This window comes from Erwinia sp. ErVv1 (assembly GCF_900068895.1).
GTDB lineage: Bacteria > Pseudomonadota > Gammaproteobacteria > Enterobacterales > Enterobacteriaceae > Erwinia.
Map to the genome: position 1 here is coordinate 544045 of NZ_CDPK01000003.1, position 13179 is coordinate 557223.

General features: G+C 54.8%; 9 protein-coding genes. 5 read left to right on the top strand and 4 right to left on the bottom strand.

Features of this window, described 5'->3' with window-relative positions:
* Positions 1 to 145: 145 nt before the first annotated feature.
* Entirely contained in the window at positions 146 to 1192 is a 1047-nt protein-coding gene (locus tag A1830_RS06760) for a 3-deoxy-7-phosphoheptulonate synthase (protein ID WP_067703530.1), read from the bottom strand.
* 171 nt (positions 1193 to 1363) lie between these two features.
* Positions 1364 to 2191: a posphoenolpyruvate synthetase regulatory kinase/phosphorylase PpsR gene (locus A1830_RS06765; RefSeq protein WP_067703533.1), complete on the bottom strand. Its 828-nt coding sequence runs from the start codon at positions 2189 to 2191 to the stop codon at positions 1364 to 1366.
* Positions 2192 to 2666: 475 nt separating this feature from the next.
* Here A1830_RS06765 and ppsA point away from each other — a divergent pair, with 475 nt between their 5' ends.
* A complete protein-coding gene (gene ppsA / locus A1830_RS06770; protein ID WP_067703536.1) occupies positions 2667 to 5048 on the top strand; it encodes a phosphoenolpyruvate synthase in 2382 nt (793 codons plus the stop codon).
* A gap of 432 nt (positions 5049 to 5480) precedes the next feature.
* Here ppsA and ydiK read toward each other — a convergent pair whose 3' ends face one another.
* On the bottom strand, positions 5481 to 6605 hold the full coding sequence (ydiK, locus tag A1830_RS06775) for an AI-2E family transporter YdiK (protein ID WP_067703539.1): 1125 nt from the start codon (positions 6603 to 6605) through the stop codon (positions 5481 to 5483).
* A 234-nt stretch (positions 6606 to 6839) separates the two neighbouring features.
* On the opposite strand from ydiK, the gene A1830_RS06780 reads away from it, so the two are divergent.
* Both A1830_RS06780 and A1830_RS06785 read left to right on the top strand, forming a co-directional pair.
* Positions 6840 to 9893, top strand: coding sequence for a D-2-hydroxyglutarate dehydrogenase YdiJ (locus A1830_RS06780; protein ID WP_067703541.1), 3054 nt, complete (start codon positions 6840 to 6842; stop codon positions 9891 to 9893).
* Positions 9893 to 10324, top strand: coding sequence for a hotdog fold thioesterase (locus A1830_RS06785; RefSeq protein WP_067703543.1), 432 nt, complete (start codon positions 9893 to 9895; stop codon positions 10322 to 10324). The genes A1830_RS06780 and A1830_RS06785 overlap by 1 nt, the downstream gene beginning before the upstream one ends.
* Positions 10325 to 10455: 131 nt before the next feature.
* On the opposite strand, the gene A1830_RS06790 is transcribed toward A1830_RS06785, so the two are convergent.
* Entirely contained in the window at positions 10456 to 10860 is a 405-nt protein-coding gene (locus tag A1830_RS06790) for a hypothetical protein (RefSeq protein ID WP_067703545.1), read from the bottom strand.
* A 393-nt stretch (positions 10861 to 11253) separates the two neighbouring features.
* Here A1830_RS06790 and sufA point away from each other — a divergent pair, with 393 nt between their 5' ends.
* Both sufA and sufB read left to right on the top strand, forming a co-directional pair.
* Complete coding sequence (gene sufA, locus A1830_RS06795; protein WP_067703548.1) at positions 11254 to 11628, top strand: Fe-S cluster assembly scaffold SufA; 375 nt, start codon at positions 11254 to 11256, stop codon at positions 11626 to 11628.
* A 5-nt stretch (positions 11629 to 11633) separates the two neighbouring features.
* Positions 11634 to 13124 (top strand): Fe-S cluster assembly protein SufB, encoded by a 1491-nt coding sequence (gene sufB, locus A1830_RS06800; protein WP_067703551.1) that lies wholly within the window; start codon positions 11634 to 11636, stop codon positions 13122 to 13124.
* Positions 13125 to 13179: the final 55 nt, after the last annotated feature.

Below are 13179 nucleotides of genomic sequence, written 5' to 3' on the forward strand. Positions count from 1 at the left end.
ACCCGTAGGCGACAGCACTTAGCCTTTAGCGTTGTACATCCGGCACCGGGCCCCACACGTAGGCGACATCTCCAGCCATTGCAGCGCCGGCCCCGCCCCAGGGGGGCACAGAGCAACATTTCGGCATCAGCGAAACCGATCGCTATCAAAAACGTGAATCAACGGCCCCGGCCAGCAAAGCCAGCACTTCCTCGCTATCCTCCCAGCCCAGACAGGGATCGGTTACAGACTGACCGTACACCAGTGGAATACCCGCCTGCACCTTCTGCGTACCCTCCTGCAAAAAGCTCTCAATCATCACGCCGGCAACCGCCCTTGAGCCATCGCGAATTTGCTGAGCCACCGAGGCGGCAACCTCCATCTGTCGACGATGCTGCTTAAGACAGTTGCCATGACTGAAATCTATCACCAGCTGTTCCGGTAACCGGGCCTCGCGTAGCAACACTGCCGCAGCAGCAATGTCCTCTGCGTGGTAATTTGGCTGCCTGCCGCCGCGCATAATAATATGCCCCGAGGGATTCCCACTGGTCTGATAAATCGTCATCTGACCGTATTTATCGGGGGACAAAAACATATGGCTGGCACGCGCAGCACGAATGGCATCCACGGCAATCTGAATATTGCCATCGGTACCGTTCTTAAAGCCCACCGGGCAGGAAAGGGCTGAGGCCATCTCGCGGTGTATCTGGCTCTCGGTGGTGCGTGCGCCAATCGCGCCCCAGCTAATCAAATCGGCGATAAACTGACCTACCACCATATCCAGAAATTCGGTGGCGGTCGGCATACCCAGCGCATTAATATCCAGCAGCAGCTTACGTGCGATCTCAAGGCCGTGATTTACCCGATAGCTGCCGTCGAGGTCAGGATCGGAGATCAACCCCTTCCAGCCGACGACGGTACGCGGCTTCTCAAAATAGGTGCGCATAACAATTTCAAGTCGGGAGTGATATTTCTCGCGCAGCAGGTTAAGCCTGGCGGCATAGTCCAGCGCCGCCTGCGGATCGTGCAGGGAGCAGGGGCCGATAACCACCAGCAATCGCGGATCGTCGCCGGACAGGATACGGGCGATACGCTGGCGTGAGGCGGTAACGTTGGAGGCTATTGCTGGCGTGATCGGATGCCGCTGCGCCAGCTCGTCAGGCGTAATCAGGCTCTCGATGCGCGCGGTCCGCAGTTCATCTGTTTTGTTCATTGCACTCTCTAAATTTTGTCTTCGCTGCGGCAAAAGTGCCGGGAAGTGATGGCGATCACAATAAACCAAATGGCGATGAATTCAACAGCAAACGGAGGCTAATCGGGCGTAACGCGATAAATATCACTTTTTACGCCCGCTGCTTTTGAGTGGCTATCCTGATCGGCTACGTCAATACATGCGGCGCGTCAGCCCGGTGATATCCAGGATGCGGGTAGCGATCTCCTCTACCGAATAGTTCGTGCTGTTGAGGTAGCGAATTTTATGGGTACGGAACAGCGCTTCAACCTCACCGACCTCCAGCCGACACTGACGCATTGAGGCGTAGCGGGTATTCTCTGCGCGCTCCTGCCGAATGGCGGCCAGCCGCTCGGGGTCGATAGTCAGACCAAACAGCTTATGCTGGAAGGGCTTCAGGGCAGGGGGAAGCTTCAGATTATCCATATCATCGGCGATAAAGGGATAGTTGGCCGCGCGGATACCAAACTGCATCGCCAGATAGAGGCTGGTGGGCGTCTTGCCGCAGCGTGACACGCCCAGCAAAATAACCTGAGCATCTTCCAGCCCACGCAGAGAAATGCCGTCGTCGTGTGCCAGGGTATAATCTATTGCCGCGATACGCGCGTCATACTTACCCAGATTACCAGCCGTCAGGCCATGAGTGCGGTTGGCGACGGGCGAAGGCGCAATGCCCAGCTCCTGCTGTAGCGGGCCTACCAGCGACTGGACGATATCCTGACAGAAACCGTCGCTTTGCAGGATAATCTCGCGTATTTCAGGTGTGACTATCGAAATAAAAACCAGTGGACGTGCCCCGCTTGTGGCGTATAAAGCGTTGATCTGTGCCTTGACGGCCTGGGCGCGCTGCACGTTCTGCACAAACGGCAGGGTCACGCTGTTAATAGCAACGGGAAACTGTGAAAGAACCGCATGACCCAGCACCTCGGCGGTGATGGCCGTACCATCAGAGATATAAAACACACTTCGTTCATTGTTCACGTCAGTTACTCTCCCGTTATTATCATTCCTGCAGACTAAATTAAGCCGGTGGCACAAAGCAAATTGTGATAACAACAGCATAATAAAACAAATAGTTCATAATTAGTTGATGTGAACTATTTGTTTTTATAAAGTCCTTACATCTTCATAAAAGCTACTGATGCTTAATAAAAACCGCTTGTTCATTCCTAAAAATAGCACTTTAAAAAGATATCATTCTTAAAGGGAATTAATGCACGTTGCGCAACGGGTAAAATCTCCTGAAATTAAGATGATAACTATCTTATTGATTAAATTATAAATATTTTCTATATCTGTTGCGCAACGCCTGCGTGGGGCGCGGAGTTTTCTGAAAAGATGGACATTCTGGCTGCTTGATCGATTCAACAGTTTTATTCCGTGGTACGAATATGCCAGGCTCATAACGTCATACTCAGTCCTCATCATCTTAATTAAATCAAAAAGGATTGCTTCGATGTCCAATAATGGCGAACTGCCGCTCGTGCTTTGGTATAACCAGCTTGGCATGAACGATGTTGATCGGGTGGGAGGCAAAAATGCCTCTCTGGGAGAAATGATTACTAATTTGTCTTCGCTGGGCGTATCCGTGCCCAACGGCTTTGCGACGACGGCGGAGGCGTTCAATCAGTTCCTTGATCAAAGCGGCGTTAATCAGCGGATTTACGCGCTGCTCGATGTGACCGATATTGATGATGTTGACGAACTGTCCAAAGCGGGCAAACAGATCCGCCAGTGGATTGTGGATACCCCATTCCAGCCTGCGCTGGAACAGGCGATCCGCGAGGCCTACCAGCAGCTATCGGCTGATGACGCTGAGGCTTCCTTTGCCGTGCGCTCATCGGCCACGGCCGAGGATATGCCCGATGCCTCTTTTGCCGGTCAGCAGGAAACCTTCCTCAACGTACAGGGATTCGATGCCGTGCTGGTCGCGGTAAAACACGTCTACGCCTCGCTGTTTAACGATCGCGCTATTTCCTACCGTGTGCATCAGGGGTACGACCATCGTGGCGTGGCGCTTTCGGCGGGGGTCCAGCGCATGGTGCGTTCAGACCTGGCCTCGGCTGGCGTGATGTTCACCATCGACACGGAATCGGGCTTCGATCAGGTGGTATTTATTACGGCTGCGCTGGGGCTGGGTGAAATGGTGGTACAGGGAGCGGTAAACCCTGATGAATTCTATGTGCACAAGCCCACGCTGGCCGCTGGCCGCCCGGCCATCGTGCGCCGAACTATGGGCTCGAAAAAAATACGCATGGTCTATGCCGATTCGCAGGAACATGGTGAGCAGGTCAAAATCGAAGATGTGCCGGAGGCGGATCGCGATCGTTTCTGCCTGACTCAGGAAGAGGTAGAGGCGCTGGCTGCCCAGGCCGTGCAGATAGAAAAACACTACCAGCGACCCATGGACATTGAATGGGCCAAAGACGGTCACACCGGTAAGCTGTTTATTGTGCAGGCCCGCCCGGAAACCGTCCGTTCTAACGGCCAGGTGATGGAGCGCTATACGCTGCAGGGTAAAGGTCAGGTCGTGGTCGAAGGACGCGCGATTGGGCACCGTATCGGCGCGGGGGAGGTCAAGGTTATTCACGATATCAGCGAGATGAATCGCATCGAAAAAGGTGATGTGCTGGTAACGGATATGACCGACCCGGACTGGGAACCGATTATGAAGAAAGCGTCCGCGATTGTGACCAATCGCGGTGGCAGAACCTGCCATGCAGCCATTATCGCCCGTGAACTGGGTATTCCCGCCGTGGTGGGCTGTGGTCATGCGACCGACGTGCTAAAAGATGGCCACAAGGTGACCGTCTCCTGCGCCGAAGGCGACACCGGCTACGTTTACAACGATCTGCTCGACTACGAGGTGAAAAGCTCGCAGGTCGATGAAATGCCGCCGCTACCGCTAAAAATCATGATGAACGTAGGGAATCCGGACCGTGCATTTGATTTCGCCTGCCTGCCCAATGAGGGGGTGGGACTGGCACGACTGGAATTTATTATTAACCGCATGATAGGCGTGCATCCCAAAGCGCTGCTGGAATTTGACCAGCAGACGCCGGAACTGCAGCAGCAGATCCGCCTGATGATGAAAGGCTTTGACGATCCGGTTGAGTTTTATATCGGCCGCCTGACTGAGGGGATTGCCACCCTGGGGGCGGCCTTTGCGCCTAAGCGCGTTATCGTGCGCCTCTCTGATTTCAAAACTAACGAATATGCCAATCTGGTGGGCGGTGAACGCTACGAACCTGAAGAGGAAAACCCCATGCTGGGCTTCCGTGGCGCGGGTCGCTATGTGGCCGACAGCTTCCGCGACTGCTTTGCCCTGGAGTGTGCCGCAGTGAAGCGGGTGCGTAATGATATGGGGCTGACCAATGTTGAAATTATGGTGCCCTTTGTCAGAACCGTAGACCAGGCGAAGGCCGTGGTTGAGGAGCTGGAGCGTCAGGGGCTGAAGCGCGGCGAAAATGGGCTGAAAATCATTATGATGTGTGAAATCCCATCGAACGCGCTGCTGGCGGAGCAGTTTCTGCACTATTTCGATGGTTTCTCCATTGGCTCAAACGATATGACGCAGCTGGCGCTGGGCCTCGATCGGGATTCTGGCGTTGTTTCGGCGCTGTTCGACGAACGCAATGACGCGGTTAAGGCGCTGCTGTCGATGGCGATCCGGGCGGCGAAGAAACAGGGGAAATATGTTGGCATCTGCGGGCAGGGCCCCTCCGATCACGAAGACTTTGCCGCATGGCTGATGGATGAGGGAATTGATAGTTTGTCACTTAACCCAGATACGGTGGTACAAACCTGGCTCAGCCTGGCGGAAATAGCTGAAAAATAGCGCGATTTATTAGCAAAACACCTAAAAGGCCAGATTATCTGGCCTTTTAGGTAGATAACAGGCAAAAAAAAGCCCACCACATGGGATGGGCAAAGACTACACACAGCAATTCTTTATTTAACCCGGGGTGTAAAAGGTTGTTTAAAAATCAGCAGCTTGATCGTAAGCGTATGATTCATAATATTCAGATGGGCCTGACGAGTCATTAAGAATCCTCTCATTAGTTTAAAAGCGATAATCTTTCGTGGGCTGTCAGCCACAGAAACGGAATTGAAACTGTATTAAAGGTAATCATTACGGGGAGTGAAGAATTGAAAAGGCTTAAAAAGAAGCTTTTATGATAAACGGCCCTAATCAAAGCGCGTTAAGCGCTGGGGGCGATCATTTTATCCAGGTAGTGAGGGCGGTCACAAAAATGACCGCCCGGGGTAATTATTTTGCGTTAATGTGCGCTTCGTGTTCAATTTCCGCCAGTTCTTCCACCACTTCCAGCGGATCCTCTTCGGGAGCGGGGACATCATGCACCCACACCGACACCAGGCGGTAAGAAACCGCCAGCACCACGGGTCCAATAAACAGACCAATCATCCCGAATGCGACCAGGCCACCAATGACGCCGGAGAGGATCAATATCATCGGCAGATCGGCACCCATACGGATCAGCATCGGACGCAGTACGTTGTCCAGCGTGCCGACCACGCAGCTCCATACCAGCAGTACCGTTCCCCAGGTGGTGTCACCACTCCAGTAGAGCCAGACGATGGCCGGCACCAGTACGACCAGCGGGCCGAGCTGCACCAGGCAGGAGAATATCATCAGGACCGTGAGGATAGTTGCGTAAGGGATGCCGGATATGGCCAGGCCAATGCCACCCAGAATGCCCTGAACCAGCGCGGTGACCACCACCCCGAGCGCCACGGCGCGGATGGCCTGACCGGCCAGCAGCACGGCGGCGTCACCCCGTCGTGAACCCAGGCGGAAGGCAAAATGGCGAATACCATGGCCAACCTGCTCCCCCCGTGCGTAGAGCAGCACGCTGAACAGCAGCATCAGACCCAGGTGCAGCATAAAGCGGCCAAAATGTCCTGCCTGGGCAAACAGGAACACGCTGGTGCGGCCGATATAAGGCTGAATGGTGGTCATCATCGCGCTGCCGCCGCCCTGTACCAGATGATGCCAGCCGGAGTAGAGCTTTCTGCCTACCAGGGGAATACTGGTCATCCAGTGCATATCCGGCAGTAGCAAATGGCCGGAGGTGGCCCAGGCTATCACCGGGCCACTGTTCTCAATCAGGCTGTTGACCAGAATCCCAATCGGAATAATGAACAGCAGGATCAGAATCAGCGTCATCGCAATCACTGCCAGTGAGCGTCGCCCCCAGAGCCAGTGCTGAAGTTTGATCATCAGTGGCCAGGTAGCGATAACGACCATGCTGGCCCAGGCAAAACCCAGCACAAACGGCTGAACCACCCAGAAACAGGCAACAATCATCAGGGTTATAAACATCAGGGAGAAGACGATTTGCGGCAAATCCCAGCCTTTTTCTACGTTCTTCATGCGTAAACATTACCTCGGGTAAAATAAGAACGATGCGGAATAATGGTGCGGGCAGCGGCAGGCAGCCAGTGCGCTGCACCCGCCTCCTTATCATGATGTATTAAACGCGTTTACGACAGATGCCGTGCAGGATTCTTTTATCCACGGTTTTTTGAAATCGCGACAGTTTATAAAAAAATATGATAAAACCGTTAAATCAACAGAAATGCATATTCCACATTTGGTCACCCGAAAATGATCCCACAAATTTCTCAGGCGCCAGGCCTGATCCAACTGGTGCTGAATTTTTTGCAGGCGTTAGAGCAGCAGGGTTTCACTGGCGATACCGCTACTCACTATGCCGATCGCCTTAGCGTCTCCACCGACAACAGCATTTACCAGCTTCTCCCTGATGCCGTTATTTTTCCCCGGTCCACCGCCGATGTGGCGCTAATAGCCCGCCTGGCGGGAGAGGCGCGCTTTAGCGATCTCATCTTTACCCCGCGCGGAGGGGGAACCGGTACCAACGGGCAGTCGCTTAATCAGGGAATTGTGGTGGATATGTCCCGCCATATGAACCGCATTCTTGATATTAACGTTGAGCAGGGATGGGTAAAGGTTGAAGCGGGTGTGATTAAGGATCAGCTGAATGCATTTCTTAAACCCTATGGTTTTTTCTTCTCCCCTGAGCTTTCCACCAGCAACCGGGCCACGCTGGGCGGGATGATAAATACCGACGCGTCGGGTCAGGGATCGCTGGTGTACGGTAAAACGTCCGATCACGTGCTGGCCCTGCGCGCCATTCTGCTGGGTGGTGACATCCTTGACACGCGTAGCATTCCCGTCGCACTGGCAGAAAAGCTGGCAGCGGAGGCGACGGCGGAAGGAAAAATCTACCGCACCGTGCTGGCAAGCTGCCGCGATAATCGCCAGCTGGTGCTGGATAAATTCCCGAAAATTAACCGCTTCCTGACCGGATACGATCTGCGCCATGTGCTGAGTGACGATCTGCAACAGGTTGACCTGACGCGACTGCTGTGTGGCTCAGAGGGAACCCTGGCCTTTATTACCGAGGCCCGGCTTGATATCACGCGTATCCCTAAAGTGCGCCAGCTGGTTAACATCAAATATGACTCTTTCGATTCCGCCCTGCGCAGCGCCCCCTTTATGGTGGAGGCAAAGGCGCTGTCGGTAGAGACGGTCGATTCAAAGGTGCTGAACCTGGCGCGGGAGGATATCGTCTGGCATTCGGTGAGCGAACTGATTACCGATGTGCCGGGCAGCGACGTGGCGGGACTCAATATTGTTGAGTTTGCCGGTGACGACGGCGCCGCGATTGCTGAACAGGTCGCTGCGCTTTGCCAGCGGCTGGATGCGCTGATCGCCGCCCATGAGGCAGGCATTATCGGCTATCAGATTTGCAGCGATCTGGACGGTATTGAACGTATCTATGCCATGCGTAAAAAGGCGGTAGGCCTGCTGGGAAATGCCAAAGGCGGTGCCAAGCCTATTCCCTTCGTGGAAGACACCTGCGTGCCCCCGCAGCATCTGGCCGATTATATTACTGAGTTCCGCGCACTGCTGGACGGACATGGCCTGAGCTACGGCATGTTTGGCCATGTGGATGCCGGGGTGCTGCACGTGCGCCCCGCACTGGATATGTGCGACCCGCAGCAGGAGATGATGATGAAGCAGATCTCCGATGAAGTGGTGGCCCTGACGGCACGCTTTGGTGGCCTGCTGTGGGGCGAGCACGGCAAGGGATTTCGCGCGCAGTACAGCCCGGAATTCTTTGGCGAAGCGCTTTTCAATGAACTCAGGCGTATCAAAGCGGCATTCGATCCGGCCAACCGGCTTAACCCGGGGAAAATCTGCACCCCATTTGGCCTTGATGCACCGATGATGGCCGTGGATGCGGTTAAACGCGGAACCTGGGATCGGCAGATCCCCATTAATGTCAGAGCCGACTGGCGCGGGGCGATGGAGTGCAACGGTAATGGTTTGTGCTTCAACTTTGACGTCCGCAGCCCGATGTGCCCTTCGATGAAGATCACCGCTAACCGTATTCACTCGCCGAAGGGGCGCGCCACGCTCACCCGCGAATGGCTTCGCCTGCTGGCCGAGCAGGGGGTTGATCCGGTGGCACTGGAGAAAAACCTGCCGAAGGAGAAGGTCAGCCTGCGCGGGCTGATTGCGCGAACGCGAAACAGCTGGCATGCCCAGCGTGGGGAGTATGATTTTTCGCATGAGGTTAAGGAGGCGATGTCGGGCTGCCTGGCCTGTAAAGCCTGCTCGACTCAGTGTCCGATCAAAATTGACGTGCCCGGCTTCCGGTCGCGCTTTTTGCAGCTGTATCACACCCGCTATTTGCGTCCGGCCAGCGACTATCTGGTCGCCAGCGTGGAGAGTTATGCCCCGCTGATGGCGAAAGCCCCCAGGGTGTTTAACTTTTTTCTGCGTCAGCCGCTGCTGCGCGATCTGAGCAGAAAACATATTGGCATGGTGGATCTGCCCCTGCTCTCCTCTCCGTCACTTAAAAAAGAGCTGGCGGGACAGCAGGCAATGACCACCACCCTCGAACAGCTTGAGGCGATGAGCAACGCACAGCGCGAACGCTATGTGCTGGTGGTGCAGGATCCCTTCACCAGCTATTACGAGGCCCGACTGGTCGCTGATTTTGTCAGCCTGATCGAAAAGCTGGGCTACCAGCCAGTGGTACTGCCGTTTTCACCGAATGGAAAGGCCCAGCATGTGAAGGGCTTCCTGCAACGCTTTGCGCGCACGGCCCAGAAAACCGCCGATTTCCTTAATCGCGTGGCGCAGCTGGGATTACCGCTGGTGGGCGTCGATCCGGCGCTGGTGTTGTGCTATCGCGATGAGTACCGCCTGACCCTGGGCGAGCAGCGGGGTGATTTCCACGTTCAGCTGGTGCACGAGTGGCTGCAGCAGGCTCTCCCTGAGAGCCACCCCAGGCCGCAAAGCGGGGAGTGCTGGTATCTGTTCGGGCACTGTACGGAAGTGACGGCGCTGCCCGGCTCGACCAAACAGTGGGAGAGCATTTTTGCCCGTTTTGGCGCCCGGCTGGAGAACGTCAGCGTTGGCTGCTGCGGCATGGCGGGGACCTATGGTCACGAAAGCCAGAATCTAAAAAATTCACTCGGTATTTATGAGCTCTCCTGGCATCAGGCGCTGCAAAAGCTGCCCAGGCAGCGCTGCCTGGCGACGGGTTACTCGTGCCGCAGTCAGGTGAAGCGCGTGGAAGGGAACGGCGTGCGCCATCCCCTTCAGGCGCTGCTGGAGATTATTTAATGGCTATCTGGCAACGCAAGATGCCCCTGGCAGAGCTTAACCAGCTGGGACGGGGCAACCTGGCAGAAACGCTGGGGATCGTCTTTACCGCCATCAACGAGGAGACGCTGGAGGCGACGCTGCCGGTCGATTCTCGCACCCGTCAGCCCTTTGGTCTGCTGCACGGCGGTGCCTCGGTCGCGCTTGCCGAGACGCTGGGATCGGTGGCGGGTTATTTATGTACGTCCGGGGAGGAGCGGATCGTCGGGCTGGAGATCAACGCCAGTCATCTGCGCCCGGTAAGGGAAGGGGAGGTGCGCGGCGTGTGTCGTGCGCTGCACATCGGGCGTAACCACCAGCGCTGGCAGATAGACATTTTTGACCCCCGCCAGCGGCTGTGTTGCTCGGTCAGACTAACCACCGCAGTTTTGTCAGCCAGGGGCAAAGAGTGATATCATGTTGCCCCTCCTGAAGGAGGGGGGCAGCTGTGGGAGTGGTAAGGCATGGGGCCGGGCCAGAATAGCGGCAAGGTCGGGATGTGCTCACCGGGATAAGGTCGGATCGGGTTAAGGCAGCCCGGTTGTCAAATTATCCACGCGGCATGCTTAACAAAATCGCTCTGCAGGCGGGTGGCGCGATCCCAGTCGCCGGTTAGCGCCAGCTCGTGGCACAGACGGGTAAGGGAATGTCGTGCCAGCTGCCAGGCCTGCATCCGAAACAGCCTGTCGCGTTCGGGGTTACCCAGCTCGACCAGTAAGCGGTGATGGAGCTTACCCAGCGCGTGCAGGTAACTGCGGTCATCGCCGTTTAGCTGGCACAGCTCGGCCATGTCCAGGCAAATGTCATTGAATCGACGCAGGTGTTCAAGGCTGCACTGTGGCCGGTTGAGTTTGGCCTGAGCCATGTAGAAATCAACGGTGATATCGCGAACTGAAAACTTGTAGTCGTCAATCTTCTGGTGCAGCCAGGCGCTTATCGAAAGATTCATCTCAGGGCTCGTTCGTGCTAATGATAATCATTATCATATTATAAATGACGCATTATTCAACGTTTCCGGCGGAAAATTTTTACCCATAAATGCTGCCTCTCATAAAAATTGGTAATAACGATACGCGGCATGTCTGAAAGCGGTAAAATATCTATAATTCACGGTCATCACAGCGTGGCCGTTATTTACTGGCCTTTTTTCAATGTGTTATAATTTCGTTAAATCGGAGTGTAATGCCGATCGTCATCCTCTTCACAGGGTCTAAACTGTATAAAAAGGGCTAAAAAAGTCCCGTTGGCCTTAATCCCTGCAAAACAAGAGGTTGAAGCGATATTCAATATCACTAACATAGAGACATTAGCCCTCAGGGCTATCGACTCGCGAGGTAACTTTATGCCATCAGCAACTACTGCTTCTTTTTCACCGGATGACTTCGTCTGGAAAGGCCTGACGCTCACTGATAGTGCAGCCCAGCAAATCATTGCGCTGGCAGCCAACGACCCGCATGTGAAGGGCCTGAAGCTGGGTGTGAAGACATCCGGCTGTGCTGGCTTTGGCTACACCATGGATCTGGTGAAAGAGCCCGCCGCAGACGATCTGGTCTTTATTCATCAGGGCGCGCATCTCTACGTGCCGTTACAGGCAATGCCTTTCATCGACGGAACGGAACTGGATTTTGTTCGTGAAGGCCTGAATCAGATTTTCAAATTTAATAATCCTAAAGCTCAACACGCCTGTGGCTGTGGTGAGAGCTTTGGCGTTGAGTAAACTTTATGTCCCGAATTACTGAAACATCGGATGATGTGCAGATCTGGGAAGGAAACCAGAAGTACAAAGAGGGTTTCTTCACCCAGCTGCAAACCGAAGAGTTCGAAAATGGCCTCAGCGAAGACGTTGTGCGCGCCATTTCCGCCAAGCGCAACGAGCCGGAGTGGATGCTGGAATTCCGCCTGAAAGCTTACGCTGCCTGGCTGGAGATGGAAGAGCCGCACTGGCTGAAAGCCAACTATAAGTCGCTGAACTATCAGGATTACAGCTACTATTCCGCGCCCTCCTGCGGCAACTGTGATGACAGCTGTGCCTCCGAGCCGGGTGCCACGCAGGCCTCTGGTTCACAGGCGCCCGACTACCTGACAGAAGAAGTGGAGAACGCTTTTAAACAGTTAGGTGTGCCGGTGCGTGAGGGGCAGGAAGTCGCGGTTGATGCGATTTTTGACTCTGTTTCAGTTTCAACCACCTATCGCGGCAAGCTGGCAGAGCAGGGCATTATCTTCTGTTCGTTCGGTGAAGCCATCCACGACCACCCGGATCTGGTAAAACAGTATCTGGGTACGGTGGTGCCCGCGAATGACAACTTTTTCGCTGCGCTGAACTCGGCCGTCGCCTCCGATGGTACCTTTGTCTACATTCCTAAAGGCGTGCGCTGCCCGATGGAGCTGTCGACCTATTTCCGCATCAACGCGGCGAAAACCGGTCAGTTCGAGCGTACCATCCTGATTGCCGATGAAGGCAGCTACGTTAGCTATATCGAAGGCTGTTCAGCCCCGGTGCGTGACAGCTATCAGCTGCATGCGGCGGTGGTGGAAGTGATCATCCATAAAGATGCCGAAGTGAAGTACTCCACCGTGCAGAACTGGTTCTCCGGCGGCGAAACTGAAGGCGGTATTCTGAACTTTGTGACCAAGCGTGCGCTGTGTGAAGGTGAAAACAGCAAAATGTCCTGGACTCAGTCAGAAACCGGCTCGGCCATCACCTGGAAGTACCCAAGCGTGATCCTGCGCGGTGATAACTCTATTGGTGAGTTCTTCTCGGTCGCGCTGACCAGCGGTCATCAGCAGGCCGATACCGGCACCAAAATGATCCACATCGGTAAAAATACCAAATCGACCATTATCTCCAAAGGGATCTCGGCGGGTAAAAGCCAGAACACCTATCGGGGTCTGGTCAAGATCATGCCGACGGCCACCAACGCACGTAATTTTACCCAGTGTGACTCCATGCTGATTGGTGCCGAGTGCGGTGCGCACACCTTCCCCTATGTTGAAGTGCGGAATAATACTGCCCAGCTTGAACACGAAGCGACAACGTCACGTATTGGCGAAGACCAGCTCTTTTACTGCCTGCAGCGCGGCATTAGCGAAGATAATGCCATTTCAATGATCGTTAACGGCTTCTGTAAAGACGTCTTCTCCGAGCTGCCGCTTGAGTTTGCGGTGGAAGCACAAAAACTGCTGGCGATAAGCCTTGAACACAGCGTGGGCTAATGGCCCACGCGTACGGTCACTGAGCGCAGTGCTGGACGGCACTGCCAGGGAAACA